16 protein-coding genes are annotated in these 19207 nt (G+C 35.8%); 10 read left to right on the top strand and 6 right to left on the bottom strand.

Annotated elements, in window-relative coordinates; all coding sequences use genetic code 11:
- Positions 1-18 precede the first annotated feature (18 nt).
- Both AC1RPT_RS06230 and AC1RPT_RS06225 read right to left on the bottom strand, forming a co-directional pair.
- Entirely contained in the window at positions 19-852 is an 834-nt protein-coding gene (locus AC1RPT_RS06230) for an undecaprenyl-diphosphate phosphatase (RefSeq protein ID WP_481761758.1), read from the bottom strand.
- 140 nt (positions 853-992) lie between these two features.
- The gene (locus tag AC1RPT_RS06225; RefSeq protein ID WP_481761757.1) at positions 993-2432 is read right to left on the bottom strand and encodes an amino acid permease; all 1440 of its coding nucleotides are present in this window, start codon (positions 2430-2432) and stop codon (positions 993-995) included.
- 256 nt (positions 2433-2688) lie between these two features.
- On the opposite strand from AC1RPT_RS06225, the gene AC1RPT_RS06220 reads away from it, so the two are divergent.
- The 8 genes from AC1RPT_RS06220 (at position 2689) to AC1RPT_RS06185 (ending at position 11086) form a co-directional block, all read left to right on the top strand.
- A complete protein-coding gene (locus tag AC1RPT_RS06220) occupies positions 2689-4245 on the top strand; it encodes a hypothetical protein (protein WP_481761756.1) in 1557 nt (518 codons plus the stop codon).
- A gap of 200 nt (positions 4246-4445) precedes the next feature.
- On the top strand, positions 4446-5078 hold the full coding sequence (locus AC1RPT_RS06215; protein ID WP_481761755.1) for a WxL domain-containing protein: 633 nt from the start codon (positions 4446-4448) through the stop codon (positions 5076-5078).
- 49 nt (positions 5079-5127) lie between these two features.
- The gene (locus AC1RPT_RS06210; RefSeq protein ID WP_481761754.1) at positions 5128-5844 is read left to right on the top strand and encodes a WxL domain-containing protein; all 717 of its coding nucleotides are present in this window, start codon (positions 5128-5130) and stop codon (positions 5842-5844) included.
- A 30-nt stretch (positions 5845-5874) separates the two neighbouring features.
- On the top strand, positions 5875-6552 hold the full coding sequence (locus tag AC1RPT_RS06205; protein ID WP_481761753.1) for a WxL domain-containing protein: 678 nt from the start codon (positions 5875-5877) through the stop codon (positions 6550-6552).
- A gap of 41 nt (positions 6553-6593) precedes the next feature.
- Positions 6594-7265 (top strand): WxL domain-containing protein, encoded by a 672-nt coding sequence (locus AC1RPT_RS06200; protein WP_481761752.1) that lies wholly within the window; start codon positions 6594-6596, stop codon positions 7263-7265.
- A gap of 93 nt (positions 7266-7358) precedes the next feature.
- On the top strand, positions 7359-7700 hold the full coding sequence (locus tag AC1RPT_RS06195) for an LPXTG cell wall anchor domain-containing protein (RefSeq protein ID WP_481761751.1): 342 nt from the start codon (positions 7359-7361) through the stop codon (positions 7698-7700).
- A 134-nt stretch (positions 7701-7834) separates the two neighbouring features.
- Positions 7835-8437, top strand: coding sequence for a pentapeptide repeat-containing protein (locus tag AC1RPT_RS06190; protein ID WP_481761750.1), 603 nt, complete (start codon positions 7835-7837; stop codon positions 8435-8437).
- 213 nt (positions 8438-8650) lie between these two features.
- On the top strand, positions 8651-11086 hold the full coding sequence (locus tag AC1RPT_RS06185) for a hypothetical protein (protein ID WP_481761749.1): 2436 nt from the start codon (positions 8651-8653) through the stop codon (positions 11084-11086).
- Between the two features lie 46 nt (positions 11087-11132).
- On the opposite strand, the gene pepF is transcribed toward AC1RPT_RS06185, so the two are convergent.
- Complete coding sequence (gene pepF / locus AC1RPT_RS06180) at positions 11133-12941, bottom strand: oligoendopeptidase F (RefSeq protein WP_481761748.1); 1809 nt, start codon at positions 12939-12941, stop codon at positions 11133-11135.
- Positions 12942-13114: 173 nt separating this feature from the next.
- Here pepF and AC1RPT_RS06175 point away from each other — a divergent pair, with 173 nt between their 5' ends.
- Positions 13115-13453 (top strand): YxeA family protein, encoded by a 339-nt coding sequence (locus tag AC1RPT_RS06175; RefSeq protein WP_481761747.1) that lies wholly within the window; start codon positions 13115-13117, stop codon positions 13451-13453.
- Positions 13454-13560: 107 nt separating this feature from the next.
- On the opposite strand, the gene spxB is transcribed toward AC1RPT_RS06175, so the two are convergent.
- The 3 genes from spxB to AC1RPT_RS06160 all read right to left on the bottom strand — a co-directional run bounded on the left by spxB (position 13561) and on the right by AC1RPT_RS06160 (position 17994).
- Positions 13561-15312 (bottom strand): pyruvate oxidase, encoded by a 1752-nt coding sequence (gene spxB, locus AC1RPT_RS06170; RefSeq protein ID WP_481761746.1) that lies wholly within the window; start codon positions 15310-15312, stop codon positions 13561-13563.
- Between the two features lie 202 nt (positions 15313-15514).
- Positions 15515-16597, bottom strand: coding sequence for an LCP family glycopolymer transferase (locus tag AC1RPT_RS06165; RefSeq protein WP_481761745.1), 1083 nt, complete (start codon positions 16595-16597; stop codon positions 15515-15517).
- A gap of 50 nt (positions 16598-16647) precedes the next feature.
- Positions 16648-17994, bottom strand: a complete 1347-nt coding sequence (locus tag AC1RPT_RS06160; protein ID WP_481761744.1) for a hemolysin family protein — start codon at positions 17992-17994, stop codon at positions 16648-16650.
- 198 nt (positions 17995-18192) lie between these two features.
- Here AC1RPT_RS06160 and AC1RPT_RS06155 point away from each other — a divergent pair, with 198 nt between their 5' ends.
- On the top strand, positions 18193-19161 hold the full coding sequence (locus tag AC1RPT_RS06155) for a ribose-phosphate diphosphokinase (protein WP_481761743.1): 969 nt from the start codon (positions 18193-18195) through the stop codon (positions 19159-19161).
- Positions 19162-19207: the final 46 nt, after the last annotated feature.

Here is a 19207-nt window from a genome sequence, read left to right as displayed (position 1 = left end):
CGGCGTTTTTTTGTCTAATTATTTAATGAAGAAATAGTAAACGAGTAGCAAGGCACCTAAAATAATACGGTACCAACCAAATGGTTTGAAATCTTTCGACTTGATGTAACCCATCAAGAATTTGATTGCAACAATTGAAACTAAGAATGCGACTACACAACCAAGTAATAAGACGGCTGTTTGATCACCGGTAAAGCTATAACCATTATGGAAGTATTTAACTAATTTGAGTAGACTGGCACCGAACATAACTGGAATTGATAAGAAAAATGAAAATTCAGCAGCAATGAATCGAGAAGTCCCTAATAAAATGGCACCTAAAATAGTTGCACCAGAACGTGATGTTCCGGGAATTAAAGCAAGAACTTGGAAAACACCGATTAGTAACGCTGTTTTGTAAGTAACTTGATTGAATGATGTAATAGAAGGAACAGCATCGGCTTTTTTGTTTTCAATAATAATGAATAAAACACCATAAATAATTAACATTAAGGCAACAACTGGGAAATTATATAATTTCGCATTTAACCAGTCATCAGCAACTAACCCAATCACAGCAGCTGGAAGTACAGCTACAATGACTTTACTCCATAGAGACCACGTATCTCTTTTTTCTAATTGCGATTTTTTTGGAGAAAAAGGATTTAATTTATGGAAATACAACACACAAACTGCTAGGATAGCGCCCAGTTGGATAACAACGAAGAACATTTCCATGAAAGCAGCATTTTCTTTTAGTTGTAAAAATTCGTCAACTAAAATCATATGTCCCGTTGAACTAATAGGAAGCCATTCTGTAATTCCTTCGACAACTCCCAAAATAATAACTTTTAACATAACAATAATATTCATACAAATAGATTCCTTCCAAAATTTTATTTAACTGCTCTAGTATACCTAATATGAAAATTAAAAACCATAAAATTAAATAAACCTTATGCTTTTAGGCATAAGGTTTATTTGTGAATATAAGATTTTAGTTAAGATTAATTTTATAGGGCTTTTTTGTTACCGCGACGTGCAATTGCAGGGAGGATTAAACCTAATGCAACTAAGACAAGTGGTGTGACAATATTAAGTGTTAATTGGAACAAGTAGTTAGAAGGGCTATCTGAGTAGTTTAATTTAGGAACAACTCCTAGGATACAAGCGAATGCAGTGAATAAGAAACACCAAGCACCAACAATGTAACCAACGACAGGATTCTTAACAAACTTGTAACCGGCTTTGAAATTCTTCAATTGTTTGTTTAATAGCATGTAAGCGAAGAATACCCAGAGATAACGCATAGGCATGACAACCGCATTTAGGTTCAATAACCATTTGTATAATGCGTTCATGTTACCAATCCCGATTGCAGGAATGATAATTAAAATACTAACTAAAACACCAGTCATGGCATAACCATTAACGGGAGTTCCTTTTTTATTAAGTTTTGACAAGCTTTTAGGAATGAAGTTTGGATCAGCATCACCTAAAAGAATTTTTAATGGTGCATCAATTGAGAAAGCAAGCGCTGAAATTTGAGCCATCGCATTGGCAATTGCGTATAGAATCATGAATAAATTACCTACGTGATAGAAACTACCAAGACGTAAGAAACCTTCGTAAGGACCATTTGTGATTAAATCATCAGGGATGTTAGTTCCGTTAAATAAGAATCCCATAGCGAACGAACCTAAAATAGCACAGATGGCAACCATTGCGGCCAATGCTAACATTCCTTTTGGAAATTCTTTAGCTGAGTTTTTTGTTTTATTAACATAGGGAGAAATCTTTTCAGCACCACCAACAGCGAAAACTAACATTGAAATCGTTGTGAAGTAGGCGAAGTTAAAGTTAGGTAGATATGATTTAATGGCACCCATATCAGGTGTTTGAATTTTAGCATGCGTCATGAATGGCGCTGAAACTGCCAACAAGATGAATAATAATGACATAACGAACATTGCTGTTCCGGCAACACTACCAATTCGACTTAAAGTAGCAAGTCCCTTTGAGGCAATCCATAAGAAGAAAATGAAAATGACTAAGCCCATAAGTGAAACGGTCATAGCAGAAGTTTCATTAACGAAATTTCCGTTACCTTTGAATAACCAACTAAAGGCAATTAAAATACCTTGTGGTTTTTGTGCTAGGTAAGGAATATGTACGACCCAATAAGTCCAAGCTGCATAGTAGGCAAGTCTCTTGGTTGAAGTTTCTTTCACCCATGAAGACACACCACCGCTGGCATCTTTAAATGTTGAGCCTAATTGACCAACAATTAAAGTATAAGGAACAAAGTAAAAAATCATGATTAAAATCCAAGATGTAATAACAGTGAGTCCTTGGTTAGCAAAGTTGTTAAAGACATTTGCAAGTCCCCAAACGGAAACGAATGCAATTAAAGCAACGTTATACCAACGTAATGTTTTTTCTGATTCTAGCAAAATAATAGCCTCCATATGGATAAAATATTTTATGATACTGGTGCAGTGATAGCTATGGTTAAGTATAAAGAAAAATGAAATAAAGTACAATCAAATTTTGTGATACATACTATAAGAAGTAAATATAATTATGATTAAAATGTCAAAAAAACACATCTAGGTCGCAAATGTTGAATGTTGTCTACCGAATATAGATGATATTATAACGGTAATTGGTTAACGACATAAACTAAAAAGAGAATCCTGGGGGATTATTATGAAACCAAAAAATAGAATTGTGATAGGTAGTTTGTGTGCGATGATGTTGTTCGGGGGAACAGCGTTGAATGAAACTATATCAGCAAGTGAACAAGAAGAAGCAACTAGTTCAAGTATTGCGACTATAAAAGAGCAAACTTTAGAAAATGTATTAAGTGAATCAACAGAATCAAATAAGGCAGATTCTAGTAGCTCAAGTAGTAGTGTATCTGATGAAAAAATAGATTCAGAAGTTGATACGACAAATGCAACAAGTTCAGAATCAGCGTCGTCTACACTATCTAGTGAAAAACTAGATAGTCAAAAAGACGAAAAGAAACAAGTAGAACAGGCTAAAAAACAAAGTAGCACAACACGTACGTTATTTGATGATTATAAAAATGCAGAGATTGTAGGGATGTTTCTGGGTGGAAGTAAAAAAACGATTAGCATTGACGATGTACTTAGCAAAGAATCAACAATAATGCCTGCAGATGCAGCGTTAGCTGACCTATTTTATAGTCAGGATGATGCGGGTAATGGAAATAGCGTTGATGGCTCAGGAACACCAGAAGGATCACCTGGGTACTATCCTGCCGTATCTTTAGATAACTACGTATTCAATGTGCAAGTAACCAAACCAGATAGTACGGCAACAATTTACGCACCTTTTCATCCAACATCGTATGATCCAATAGAAACACTCATGCAAGCACCAGTTACAATTAAAAATTCTGATCTAGCAATTGGGGAAAATAAAGTTGAGCTTACAGCTACAAGAGTAATAGGTGGGGGAACTAGTTTTCCAACTAAGGGAACTATCATTGTAACCATACCAAATCCTAAGATTAAAGTAGATGCAATTGCAGGCGATAAATTAGACAGTACGACTAATACGGATATCCCAGTAGTTGATGTCGCAAGTACTGAGTACCCAGTGAGCTACACGGTGAATAGTGATCATGCAACGACCTTAACAACTCAAATTACAGATTCTTATGGTGATGTAGCACACACCAGTCAATATAAGGAGGAGTACGATAATAGTAAAACGCTAGGTAAAGATCATACTAATACGATTAAGATGACCGACTTGACGGTTAAACAACATACAATAACCGTCACAACAACGGATGATCAAGGTAATGCGACTGTTAAAAAATTCATCCTTAATGTTAAAAAACCAACTAAAACGTTAAAAATTAATAGCATTAATAATTTAAATTATGGAGATAAAATTAAAATACCAAATGAAAAAACCAATTTAACACCATTAATTGGTCTTAATGTGGACCTTTCAGCTGTGGATGCCGGTAACTGGGTGTTGACTGTAAAATCAACAGGATTAACTGATGATCCAGATGCTTTGGTCTTTAAAAGTGATGCCAATGCTACAGAGCAAATCATTAATGATGCTGGCATAACCGTTTTATCAGGTAATGGTGTAAATGATACAGGAAAGGAGTTTAACGATGATGGAACCGGTATTTTGTTAAAGGCAGATCCATCAAAGCTTAGAGCAACTGCCTATAAAGCAGACTTGAATTGGACATTATCAAGTGTCCCAGTAAAATAACGTCAAAAAATGACACCTAACACGTAAATGTTGGTCGTTTTAAATGAAATAATTTTGGTATTATAATTTTATAGAAAAGAATAACTAAATAAGAATTAAGTAATTATGACTGTCAAAAGAAAACACTTAACCATGAAATATTGACCGTTTTTAGGTCAAATATCGACTATAGTGAGTGTATACGAAAAATGGGGGAAACAATGATGAAAAAAACTTTATTAACAACAGTAATGATTAGTGGTGTGGTATTAGGTTTCGGAACAATAAGTAAGGTATCTGCAGCAGATACTGCTACATCAAAAGATACAACGGCAAGTGCCACGTTTACAGCTGGCGGAATAGATCCAACAGATCCTAATAGTGCATCATTGTCAATTACAAATGTCACAAGTAAAGTTGATTTTGGTAAAGAAGCAATTTCTGCAGCGAATACTACATTAAATTCAAATAGTGGTATTAATGTAAGTGTTAGTGATCTTCGTGGAACATTTGTTGGTTGGAGCGTTAAGGTTAGTGGTACACCATTTATGAGTGTTGTAGATACTGTTGCTGATCCTACAGCTAAATCTGTAGAACTAGAAGGTGCTACATTGTCACTCCCTGATGGTACTGCATCGAATAATATTGGTGACGTACCTGAGGTAACAGCAACAGCTACAGGCAACGTCTTAGATGGTGGTGCAACAATTAGTGCACCTGTTGACAAAGGTGCAGGGGAAACTACAACAAGTTATGCACAAAAGGGTATTAACTTAGGGGTTGTTGGTGGTACAGCACATGCTGCTGCATACTCAACAACATTAACTTGGACATTGACTGACGCTCCTGCTTAATTAGGTTAGAGTCGGGTGAAATATTAAAAAAATTTGGGGGAAATATATTATGAAAAAAAGTTTAACAAGTTCATTATTAGCAACAACAATTTTAGGTGCAGGTTTAGCAGTATCAAGTAACGTAAATGCTGCAGATACTGTCTTACCAGATAGTGCAACAACTGACGGTTCAGTAACATTTACACCAGGTACAGATCCAACAGACCCAGTTGACCCAACAGACCCAGTTGACCCAACAGATCCTGGTGATGGTGGTGGCGGTGAAACAGGACATGCTGGTCCTTTAGCAATTGTATATGCAACAAAGGCTGTAACATTTGGGATTCCAAAAGATGATGGAACTGGTTCTGTTAGCACTACTGTACCTGTTTCAGCAAGTAAACAAGACCTTAAAGGTAGTAACTTTATTTCTCTTCAAGTTGCCGATACTCGAGGAACAGATGCTGGTTGGACATTATCAGTTAAAGCAGATCAATTCAAAAGTACAAAGTCTGGCGAATTAGCTGGAGCTGTCTTAGCTTTAGGTAAAGGTGATAATACCTTAATTGGTACCGGTGCTACACCAACACCTGCATCAGCTGCTGCAGTTGCAGCGGTTACTGATGGTGGAACTGTCTTATCAGCTAAAACAGGCGAAGGTGCTGGTTTAAATGCAGATAAGATTCGTGCAGACAACATGACTTTGACAATTCCTGCAGGTTCAGCTAAAGCTGATACTTATGCAACAACGTTAAACTGGAGTCTTTCAGACGTACCAGCTGTTTAAATTAAATAACAAATTCGGGGGAAATAAATTATGAAAAACGTATTAACAAGTGCATTATTATCAGCAACAATCTTAGGTGCAGGCTTAGCAGTATCAGGTAGCGTAAACGCTGCTGATATGACACCTGCAACAACAACAACTGGTGTTCAATTTAAAGCTGGCGATGAAGGACAAGTTATCCCTCCAGTTGACCCAACAGATCCAACAAAACCAACAGAACCTGGGGATAACGGTAATACTGGTAACAGTGGTAATCTTGCTATTATCTATGCTACTAAAGCAATTAGTTTTGGTACTGAAAATGAAATTACGGCAAATACGGTTAACTTAACGTCTGATACAGATGTTGCAGTTGAAGTTGGTGATGTTCGTGGAACAAATGCTGGTTGGACTTTATCAGTAAGTTCTAAGCAATTAGCTAACGCTGATGAATCAGAAAAACTTGGCGGCGCTGCAATTAGTTTAGGCGCAGGTGCTGTTTCAGTTGGTAATGGTTCTACAGCTAACCATGCAGTGTCATCAGCAATTGCTGATACAACAACTTCTGGGGTTGTTCTTGGTGCTACAGCAGACGCTGGTGCAGGTATTAACGTTGATAACATTAAAAAAGAAAATGTTAAATTAACAATTCCAGCTGGCGTTGCTAAAGCAGATATCGCGTATGCTTCAACGTTAACATGGACTTTATCAGATACACCAGCTGTTTAATTATTTACAATAAAAAAGATAGAATTATGGGGGATTAGATTATGAAAAAAGGTTTAACAAGTGCATTATTAGCAGCAACAATTTTAGGTGCAGGTTTAGCAGTTTCAAGTCATGTAAATGCAGCAACACTTGCTCAAGGTGCATCAACTGATGCTAGTGTTTCGTTTAAGGCTGGCGATGAAGGACAAGTAATCCCTCCAGTTAACCCAACAAACCCAACAGACCCAACAGATCCTGGTGATGGTGGTGGAACTGGTAATAGTGGTAACCTTGCTATTGTCTACGCTACAAAAACAGTAGACTTTGGTTCAGATATTGAAATTCCTACAAAAGCATTGACTGTTAAATCAGCAAAAGATCTTGCTATTGAAGTTGGGGATGTTCGTGGAACAAATGCTGGTTGGGCACTTTCTGTTCAAGCTGACCAATTTAAGAGTGGTAGTGATGAATTAACTGGTGCTGTTCTTTCAACAGGCAAAGGTAAAGTAGTTGTTGCTGAAGCAACAACTGGAACAACTACAGCTGTTTCAAATGCTGTTACAGATTTAACAACAGCTGGCGTTGCTTTAAATGCTGTTAAAGATACTGGTAGTGGTGTTACTGTTGATACACTTGCAGCTGGAGACATTTCATTAACTGTCCCTGCTGGTGTTGCTAAAGCAGAAGCTTACTCAACAAAAATGAACTGGACACTTTCTGACGTACCTGCTTAAATAAGTTGTTTAAAAAGCATTATATGGTGGCAATCACTATATAATGCTTTTTAACAAGAATCTTTAAAGTATTCCTTGGGGGAGGTTAGTCTCATGAAGAAAAAGATTATGATTATAGCAATGTTACTTTTGGGAGTTGTCATGCTGAATACTAATCAAATGGTTAGTGCGGCAACAACCGAAGCCGGTTCTACGAATGTGACTATCGGTTTTAAAGAGAATACCAAAGTGACACAACCAACTAGTGTACCTGAAAGAAAAACGACTGTTAATCCTGAAAAAGACATAAAAGGCTCAGTATCATCTGTAGGTGGTATTTTACCACAGACAAATGAAGAAAAATCTGTGATGGTTGTCTTAGTAGGATTCGTTCTAATATTAGGAGCACTACTATTATTCTTTATTAAAAAGGATAAAAAAGAAAATAAAGGTTAAAGAAAAGATAAATCAGAATAATCTGATTTATCTTTTTTATTATCTTCTAACTAAAAAAGGTCTTAAGTATTTGTGAATAAATATGTTAAAATTTATAAATAGCGTTTTAAGTAAACATTTAGGAGTGAATTATTTTGGATAATCAAGTTGTTGAAGGACAAACCATTTCATTTGATGATATTAGATATGGATTAACTTACCATAATTGTACGATTGAGGCTTCTTTTGAGACAGTACGAGTTGATTCAGTCACTTTTGATCATTGTACCTTTGAACAAACTGACTTTGTGCGTAGCGAATGGTTAGATACTGTAATTGATCATTGTGAGTTTTTGAACGCAGAATTTAATGAAAGTTATTTTTTTAGAACTGAAATTAAAAGCTGTCGGATGATGGGGTGTGACTTTTCTAATCGTACTGTTTTTAAAGAAACGACATTTAGAGATTGTCAGTTAAGCTATTCTAATTTTAGTGTCGCTAATTTCCAAGAAGTTGAATTTAGACGTTGTGATTTAAAAGAAACCAGTTTTCAAGCGGTTGAAATCAAGAAGAAATTAACATTCCCTGAAAGTAATATTGAAGGTTGCGATTTTATTGAGACCAACATGAAGTCTGTGGATTTCTCTGAGAGTGAATTTGAAACAGTTATACTGGATCCTAAGCTGGTTCGTGGATTAACGATTAATGCTTACCAGGCAACAATTTTAGTTGCTTTATTAGGTATTAAATTGAAGTGAGCTTACAATATTGTAAGCTTACTTTTTTATTTAATGATACATTATAGCTGACGAATACTGGTATACCAATTGGCATACAGGATTAAATAACTATTACCTGAAAAGGACCCTAAAACCATCAAATAATGAGCGTTTATAAGAAATTTATGGATAATATTAATTCTATTTAAGCGTATACTATAAGTAATAAAGATAGAGAATGGGGTGCGGGTTATGGGGATTAATCATAAAAAAATAAATTTATTAGTGTTTGTTTTAGCGGCGACTTTCTTAGCTACTTTTTCAAGTGTGTCGGCAGAAACAGATTATAATTATGCAATACAGACCGCGCCAAGTGGGATCACTTTGAATGGTATATTTCAACGCGGAACTGGGGCTGGTGTATCTGAAGTTAGTAAAACAGTTAATTTAACGTCTGGAAATGTCATAACAACGGATGCAAATGCTGCTACAAAATCGGTCGTAACAATTACTGATAATAAAGATCAAAAGGCAGCTGTTTGGTCAACTGATGGTAATACATTCGATTTGAACAAAGATTCAACAGCGTCAATGTGGGTATATCTTGGTAATGGAGGCGCTGCAGCCGGAGATGGTATGGCATTAGTATTACAAAATGATGCTAAAGGAAATGCAGCTATTTCAACTGGTAGTGGTGAAACATTAGGTGTTTGGGCTAATGATATACTACCTGAGGGTATTTTTGGAACAACATCAGGTTATAGTGATGTTTCGAAACTAGTTAAAACAGGGATACAAAACAGTTGGGCGTTAGAGTTCGATACCTTTAATAATGGGGGTCAAACTTCCGGGAATAGCTTTGATTATACTGCTGTCACAGGTAATCACATAGCTAGTGGTTATCCTGCAGATACTAATAGTTATACACGGGATAGTAAAGACTCGGGTTTTTTTCCAATACACACCGCCTATTTTTACTATCAAAATCACCTTGGGTTAATTGATTACGGAGCAAATCTATCTAACGCGTTATGGCATCATTTGACGTTGAAATATTCTGCTGGAACGAGTACAACAGGCTCTATGACTTACACAATTGATGATAAAAATCCAAAAACAAATGTTATGACAACAGGTAAGAGCGCGACTGTGTCAATTGATAAGGCTAAATTCAATTCGAATGGCGCAGTTCGTTGGGGATTTACTGGATCAACGGGTGGTAGTTATGAAACTAACTTGATAATGTTTGAAAAAGTTCCAGGTTTAGTTGATGCAACTGCAACTCAGACAGTAACAGATACAACTCAAAAAAATAAAGATGTTACTAATGATGGTCTAGTACACTCTGGAGATTCATTAGATTTTGTAACAAATTTAAAATATTTAGGTGGTAAACAAGATTGGAAAACAATTAGTGCTGGCTTGAAGGTTCCCAATAATGTGACGTTAAAAACGGGAACAATTACTTATTCAGGGGCAGCAACGGACTCAGAAACCATTGATTTAACAAAGATGTCAAATGGGGCAATTGTTAAGGTCCTTAAGAATGATTTATCAACAGCTAAGTATTCAAGTGCAAAAGTAACACTTACAGGAACTGCTGACAAAGTTGCAGCCGATACAGTTGTTAATAGTCCAGTAAGTGAATTTTCTGGATCTAATGCGGTTATCCAATCAAATGCAGCCAAATTCACAATTGGAGGCACACGAACATTAACGATATCAGGAATTAATGACATCAAGGTTAATCAAAATGAAGCAGCAACTATTGCCGGAACAGTAGTTTCAAGTCTTGGGGGAACTTTCCCAGCAGGAACGACAACTGCAGCAATTAAAGTCAATGGTAGTTACTCAGTATCAGCTAACGTCGGAACAGACGGTAAATTTAGTGTTAGCGTTCCAAGTAGTCAATTAAAGGTTGGTAAAAACCCATATACTGTGATGGCAACTGATCAATATGGGAACCAAACAACGTCATATACGGCTGATATTATTGTGAACTCTAATAAACCAACGTTTACTTTAGATGATAGTGGTACAACAGTGAATGCGCCTTATTCTTTGAGTTACCATGAGTCTGATGATAGTGCAACCATTAAAACGTACTATCAAGAAGGGTCAAATGCACCTGTTTTAATGGAAACATATGATAACGTAAAAGCTGGTCAGGACCATTCTGGAACTTACAAATTACCAGATAACTTAGCAATTGGTAGTCATGTTTTAACTGTTTATGCTGTCGATACAGACGGTAATAAATCTGACGTGAAAACTATTACTGTCGTTGTTTCAGGTAAAATGGGACTAACAACTAACGGTAGTTTAAATTTTGGGACAACTAAAATTCCAGGAAAAACGACAATATTACCTCGTCAAACTGATTTTTCTGTAGCATTAGAAACATCATTACCTGGGACTTGGCAGTTGTCAGTTTCAGCAAGTGATCTTACTTCAGATAGTAATACAATTAAAGATGCGATTGTGTATCGAGCAACAGCCGGAGATAAGGCTCAAGTTTTAGGTTCGGCAAGTCTTGAAATTTTGTCAGGAACATCAACGACAAAAACGACAACCGTACCATGGGACAAAGATGCGGGTGTTTTGGTTAAAGCAGATCCAAGTGAAATCCATCGCGGTTCATATACAGCCCAGGTAAAATGGGTATTAAGTAACACACCACCTGCATAAAAAATAAAGGAGAGACACTAAACTTTTTAGTGTCTCTCCTTTATTTTTAAATTTCTTTCGTTAAAGCAATGATTTTATTCACGGTATCATCTAAAAATTGAATTGTTTGATTGAGAGGTTCATCCGTAGTGATATCAACGCCTGCAACTTTAGCTGCTTCAATTGGGGCTAATTCGCCACCTAATTTTAAGAAGGCAAGCCAAGCTTCTGTCGTATTTTCTGGATCTTTCAATAAGTTCAAGTGTGCTTGTGTTGAAATGGCAAGACCTGCTGAATATGTGTATGAATAGAGGCCCATGTAATAGTGTGATTGGCGCATCCAAGTTAGTTCAGCACCGTCATTTATTTCAACATCTGGTCCCCAGAATGCTTCAAGGACATGACGTTTAATTTCACTTAATTGATCACCATCAAATCCTTGTCCAGCGTCAATGAGTTGATAAACTTCACGTTGGTAAGCTGCTTCAAGTAAATGGGTCACAAAGTTATGGAAATAAGTATTCGTTAACATTTTTGAATAAGCAAAACGTTTTAAGCGAGGTTCACTTGATTGATTTTCAATTGAACTTGTTAGTAATAGTTCATTGAATGTAGAAGGCGCTTCAACCAAATAAGTAGAAGGTTCACTACCCAAAATTGATTGGTTATCCTGTGTTAAAATGGCTTGCCCTGCATGACCGAGCTCATGAATTAAAGTATAGACATCGGCTAATTCGTTCGTCCATGACATTAAAATATAAGGATGTTTGCCATAAGGAGTTGTTTCAAAGCCACCCGTTTCCTTACCAATATTTTGTGGAAAATCAACCCAACGTTCTGGGAATGAACGAGCAACCATGGCTTGATAGTCAGATCCAAGTGGCGCAACTGCATCGTTGACATATTTCTTAGCTTCTTCAATTGAAACTTCTGGTGCGAAATCAGGATCTAAATCGATTTGTAAATCAGCAAAGGTCATTTTATCTAAACCGCGAACTTCTTTGACATGTGCAGCGTATTTTTGCATAACAGGTGCTAATTTAGTCATGATTGTATCAATTTGACGATTGAATAATGAACGGTCAACTTCTTGTTCTGCTAATAAGTAATCAAAAACTGAATGATAGCCACGTAAAGTAGCAATTCTTTTCTCCATAGATACTTGATTATAATAGTTAGCCGCAATTGTATGCTTATAATGATTTAATGTTGTTGAGAAGCTTTTAAATGCTGCATGACGAATAGCTGCGTCTGGATTGTATTGGTACGTATTTTCATATAAAACAAATGACATTGGATATGTCACACCATTTACTTCAAAATCAGAAAAGTCCATATCAGCTGCTCGAGTTTGACCGTAAACTGATTCTGGTGCAGAAAAATTAGGTTGGAAGGTCGCAAGGACTTGTTCAACCTCAGGACTTAACTGGAATTCTTTTTGTTTCTTTAATTGACGAATATAAGCTTTTAATTTTGGATTTGTTGCAACAACGTCGTCCAATAATTTAACTGGATTTTCTAGTAATTCAATATCAAAGAAAACCAGTTTTGTCGTAATTTCGGCAGAAAGTGCTTCAAAATCGCGCATTAACTGATTGGCTGTTGCATCAGTAATATCAACTGCTTGCTGTAAAAATGCATAATGTTCAATATGTGATAAGCGAGTGTAAATATCTTCCAAGTCATTGAAGGCGGTACTAATTGGAGCTAGTTCTCCTAAATGGCTATGGTAAGTAGAAACAAAGGTTTGAACGAGGTCACGAACTAAATCGATATCCGTCTGGAATGCAAGATCATTTGGATAAATGGCTGTTAAATCCCATGTTAGTGCTTCAGGTACTTCATTTCTATTAACTAGTTGGTGAGTTTTTGTCATAATCGTAACCTCCTAATGTTTGTATGGTTAGTATTGTATCATTATATAGAATTAAATGAGTAAAAAAGGATTATAATATAATTTTTTGATAATCTTCGATTAGTACAAGTCAAATTAGTGGTTTAATGCATGGTTATTTGAGATTATGAATTAAATAAAAGGAGGTAGAATAAATGAAAAAAATAATTGTATTAATTATCGCTATTCTATTAGTTGGCGGCGGGTACTTATACTATAGGACTAATTACTCAACTCAGGATTACTACACACAGATAACAGAAACAGGTAAAAAAGTGGTTAAAAAGGATCAAAATGGAAAAACGTATGCCGATTATAGCTATAATCAAATGGCTTATAATACTAAAAATGAAGCTAAGAAATTAACGTTTAATGGGAATAAAGAAAGACCGTTACGTCAAGGCGCCTATTTAAAATTAGCCTATAATGAAAAAAAAGGTGTTATTTCATGGGAAGAAGTTTCAAAAAAAGATCTACCTGTAAAATTAAAATAGAACCCAAAAAAAAAGACTGTAATGAAGAGGATAGTTATCTTCATTACAGTCTTTTGTTATTTAAAAATAACTATCTCTTAGGAATAGCTATTTTATTCGTGAGGGCATTATTTTGAGTATTTCTCGATTAAATCATCTAAGACAAGTAAGTCTTCTGCTTCGTAACGTTTACGGTAAGCAGCGATTTCTTCAGCTGAGAAATGTTTTGGATCGACAGCTAAATCTTCAACAGGGATGGCACGGTCGTCAGTGATTTTAACATCAATAACAACAGGACCTTCTGCTTTTATAGCTGTTTCAAATGCGGCAACTAATTCGTCATGTGTAGAAACTGAGATACCAAGCGTACCCATAGCGCTTCCGACTTGTGCCCAATCTGCGTCATTGAAATCAATACCATAGAATGGTTGACCTTCATCTTCTTGTTCATCTTGAATGAAACCAAAATGTTGGTTAGAGAAGACAATATTAATGACATGTTGTTTGTATTTTACTTGTGTTAATAAATCTTGAACAATCATAGCAAATGCGCCATCACCGACAAGGTTAAAGACTTGACGGTCAGGGAAGGCTGATTTAGCAGCAATTGCTGCACCCATACCATAACCCATTGTTGCAAATAAGGCAGATGTTGTGAATTTTTGTTTAGGATTCATATCTAAGTAACGTAAGCTATTCATTGTAACATTACCAACATCAACTGCGAAAATGTCATCGCCTGTGGCATGTTTGTTGATTTCTTTAAAGACAGAAGCAGGTTGAAGTGGTGTTGTTGTCTTGTCCTCAAATTTCTTGAGGTAAGTACGCCAGTTAGCCATATCTTCAATAGTTGCATCGAAGAATGGACGACTTTCAACAGGAGCACCAGCTAATTCAACAAAGCGAGCTAATGTTTTCTTAGCATCACTGAGTAAAGCGACATCAACTGCATGACGTTTACCAATTTTTGATGCATCAATATCGATTTGGATAAATTTCATATCGGGTTTTAAGACTTTTTTAGTTTGTGAGAAAGGTAAATCAGCTCCTACAAAGACAACTAAGTCAGCGGCAGCAATTGCTTCATCAGCAGGTTTTGTTGCAACTCGGTAAGTTGACCCTAAGTTAGCACGATAACTATCAGGAACAGTTCCTTTATTGATAGCTGTAATAATTACAGGCATTTTAAAATGTTCAGAGAAAGCAATTACTTCATCAGTAGCACCTTTTGTACCAATACCAGCGAATAAAACAGGTTGTTTAGCTTCTTTAATAAGTGCTAAAGCCTCTTTAATTTTTGAATCATTTGGTTCAGGTAAAATAGGTGTTGTGTAATTGTGACCTGAAGCGTAATAACTGTCAGCGTCGATATCCATCCAACCAAAGTCATTTGGAATTGTAACAACTGCTACACCTTTGTATTGGTAAGCTGTTCTGATAGCTTGATCAATTACACGAGGTAAGCTTTCTGGAGTCATAACTGTTCTATTATAGACAGAAACGTCAGCAAACATTGGATTTTCGTTCATTTCTTGGAATGAATCCATGTTCATTGCAGATGAAGCAACCTGACCGATTAAAGCAAGAACAGGAACATGGTCTTGTTGTGCGTCATATAAACCATTGAATAAATGTGTTGCCCCAGGACCTGCTGAACCAAAGACAACCCCAACTTTACCAGTTAGTTTTGCTTCAGCGGCAGCAGCAAGTGCCCCAACTTCTTCATGACGTACTTGAACGTAATTAATGTTTTCTTTTTCTGATTCAAGAGCACGCATTGTTGTATTGAATGATCCACCGGGTAACCCATAGACATTTTCAACTTTCCAATCCTGTAATACCTTTAACATTGCAATTGATGCTTTAATTTTTTCTGACATAATATAAATCCCCACTTTCATTTAAATAACAAAGTATCTTGTACCATCTATTATTACACTTTATGGTACCGTTTACAAATGAAATGTATGAATAAAATAAATTTTTTTTACGGACCTATTTTCTATATGAAATTTAATCAATATAAATAAAAAAGCATCATCAGAAGTTGCCTTCTTGATGATGCGAGTAGTGTATAGGTCATTATTTTCGAGTTGTGTTAATTGTTGAATTTGTTAATAAAGTATTGCCCGTTTCTGCTTTAACTAAATCTAAGGCAGATCTAAGTTTATCGGTAATACGTTGCTTCTCTGGTGTATCAGCGACTTCAAAAGCTTCACCGTTAATCATGGTTCCAGTTCCTTGTAGGTGATCAGATTTTGAATGGTGCGTGGCAACACGATAGCTAGTTCCTAGAGTCACTAAATCATCAAATGATAAATCTGTTTTCAATTGAGAAGACATCGTGTCTAAGAATTTTTGATTTAATAAGTTTTGTAAGTTTGTACTCTGTAAGGCAACAGACATGATAATCTGGCGTTGACGTTTTTGACGGCCATAATCACCAAGTGGATCCTCATGACGCATTCGGGCATAAGATAATGCATCTGCACCATTAACATGAGTTTTAACACCTTTTTTAAAGTGTGCACCTTGATAGGTGAACGATAGTGGTGGTGTGACATCAACGCCACCAACCGCATTAACTAATGTTTCGAGTCCGCCCATATTAATGGTTGCATAGAAATCAATAGGGACGTTCAAATATTTCTCGACTGTTTTAACAGCAGAAGCAGGACCACCATAAGCATAGGCAGAATTTAATTTACTTGGGAATTCTGATTCATAACCAGAAACCGCAACTTCTGCATCTCGGGGTAAACTGACTAACGTCATTGATTCCGTTTTAGGATTTAAAGTTGCGACAATTAAGGTATCTGTTCGACCGCCAACTTTTGCACGGCCTAACGCACCATCATCGGTTCCTAAAAGGAGAATTGAAATTGGATAGCCTGATTTTAAGACTGAAGAAACGTTTCTAGCTTTAGCGACTTTTGTCGGCGTATAAATTGAATCAGCTGCTTTTTTTGCGTTTGCGTAAGCTCTGTATGCATAAATACCGCCACCGACCAAAAGTAAGAGCAATAAAAGAAGAATTAAACGACGACGTTTTTTATTTGGTTTTTTCTTACCATTTTTTGGCAACGATGAGTGACGATTTTTACTTGGATTAGAAGTGGAATCTGCAATTGATTCCTGCTGATATAGTTCTCTACGAGTAGGCATAAATATAAAATTCCCTCCAATTAGTAATGACTAAATTATTTCTTATCAGTTCATTGTTCTTCAATTGCGTCTACCTGAGTCGTCGTATGTTTAACATTAAACCAATCAATGTAGTTACGTTTAAACTCAATAATCTTAAATTCAAAAGCATCAAACTTGATGACATCATTTAATTTAACTTTATGATTTTCGAGAATGAAACCTGCTAATGTAACACTTTCAGATGCTTTCATCGCTTTATTTTTAAATTTAAAGAAGCGTTCGAAATCATATAAAGTCGTTTTACCACTAATATTATATGAACCATCATCATTTTTGATAATGTATTCACTTGAAACGTCATCAATTTCATCTTTAACCGTTCCAAATAATTCTTCATAAATATCTTTATCCGTTACAATACCACTTGTACCACCATATTCATCAAGGACAACAACGATAGGTGTTTGTTTACTAATCATTTGGCTTAATAATGTTCTAATAGGTGTTGTTTCTGGTACTGTAATAATTGTTCTAAGTAGTTTACTAATTAAGACAGTATCATCAATCTCAGCTTGTCTAACTAAATCGTAGATATAGACGTAACCAAGAATTTTATCTTTATCATTGTTAGCAACTACTGGAAAACGGCTATAACCCTGATGTAAATAATCTTTAACGACATCGTGCACAGTATCTGTAATATCTACGACATAAAGACTTGTTCGATCGACCATAATATCTTTAGCAATTTTGTCATTTAAATCAAAGGCACGTTGCATATAGACATAATCATCTCTATCTAATTCACCACCTGAAACGGCATTTTGAGATAAAGATAAAATTTCTTTTTGAGTAAAAACTTCACTATTTTCATCAGTTGGCGTAATACCAATCATTTTAGCAACACGTGTTGCTGAGTTATTTAATAACCAAACTAATGGGTAAAAGGCAAGATGAAAGTAGCGTAATGGTGTTATAACAACCATTAAAACTTGAACGGGCATATCGATACTTAAGTTTTTAGGCACAATTTCTGTGTAAACCACTTCAACGTAAGTAAGGATTAAAACCCCGATAATTGCGCCAATGATATTTAACCCTGATTCAGAAGCAAAATGGAATAGTTTAAGCACATCTACAAGTAAAAATTCAATGGTTTTTTCACCAACCCAACCCAGAATAATACCAGCAACACTGACACCAACCTGTGTTGTTGAAAGGTATTCATTCAAATGGTTAAGCATTTTTAATGCTCTTTCTTGTTTTTTTCGATTTCCAATACCTGCTTCGATATCAGCTTCGATGGCACTTGGACGTGCTTGGACAAGTGCAAATTCTGCGGCAACGAAGAATGCTGCTGCAAATAATGTCACAAAGATAACAATCAAATTGATGATAACTGTACCGCTAGACAATTTTTGTGTCCCCCATAATTAAGTTATATTTTTAAGTTCGTATCTGTCTATTTTACCATTAAACATAAGGATTGTCGTTTAGTCTGAAGGAACAATTCAGATAATCTTAAACTTTTTACTTAGAGCATAGTAATTTAAGTGTAAATTCATTATAATAGAACTATAAAGAAAAAATACAGATTAATAACGGAGGCTATCATGTCGGGTCAATTCGCAAAAGGTCAATTAAAATTATTTGCACTTAATTCTAACGTTGAATTAGCGGAGAAGGTGGCTAAGGTTTTAAATACTAGTCTTTCTACAGCATCCGTGAAACATTTCAGTGATGGCGAAATTCAAATCAACATTGATGAAAGTATTCGTGGCGCAGATGTTTATGTTATCCAATCAATCTCAAATCCAGTAAATGAAAATTTACTGGAACTTTTGATTATGGTTGATGCGTTACGTCGTGCAAGTGCGGGTACAATTAACGTTGTAATGCCTTATTATGGTTATGCACGTTCAGATCGTAAAGCACGTTCACGTGAACCTATTACAGCTAAGTTAGTTGCAAACTTTATTCAATTAGCCGGTGTTTCTCGTGTAATTACACTTGATTTACATGCCGCTCAATTACAAGGATTCTTTAACATTCCAGTTGATCATTTAGTTTCTTTAGAAATCCAAGCTAAATACTTCATTGAAAATGGGATTACAGATGATGTTGTTGTGATTTCACCTGATCATAATAGTGTTAAAGGTGCTCGTAATATGGCTGAAAAGCTCAAAGCACAAATTGCTATTGTTGATAAACGTGGATCTGATTTTGCTGATAATATTGCAGCAACATCAATTATTGGCGATGTAAAAGGGCGTCGTTGTATCATTATTGATGATATGATTGATACAGGGACAATGATGACTGATGCAGCGCGTGCACTTAAAGCTGCTGGTGCAACAGATATTTATGCTTGTGCAACACATGCTGTGATGTCAAAAGGTGCGATTGAAGCTTTATCTGATGACAATATTAAACAAGTGATTGTAACAGATAGTATCGTTGTTCCAGAAGCTGACAAGCTCGATAAACTTGTGCGCTTATCAGTTGCCGACTTGTTTGGCCAAGCAATTGATTTAATTCATAAGAATCGCTCAGTTGATAAACTATTTACAGAAAAAGATTAAATTAAAATGAACCGCTGGTTAAATCACCTTTGTGATTTGTCCAGCG

This window comes from Dellaglioa sp. CoH-56-MRSF-11, from assembly GCF_056782135.1.
Note: the sequence above shows the minus strand (reverse complement) of the source record. Positions and strands in the feature narration are given on the sequence as shown.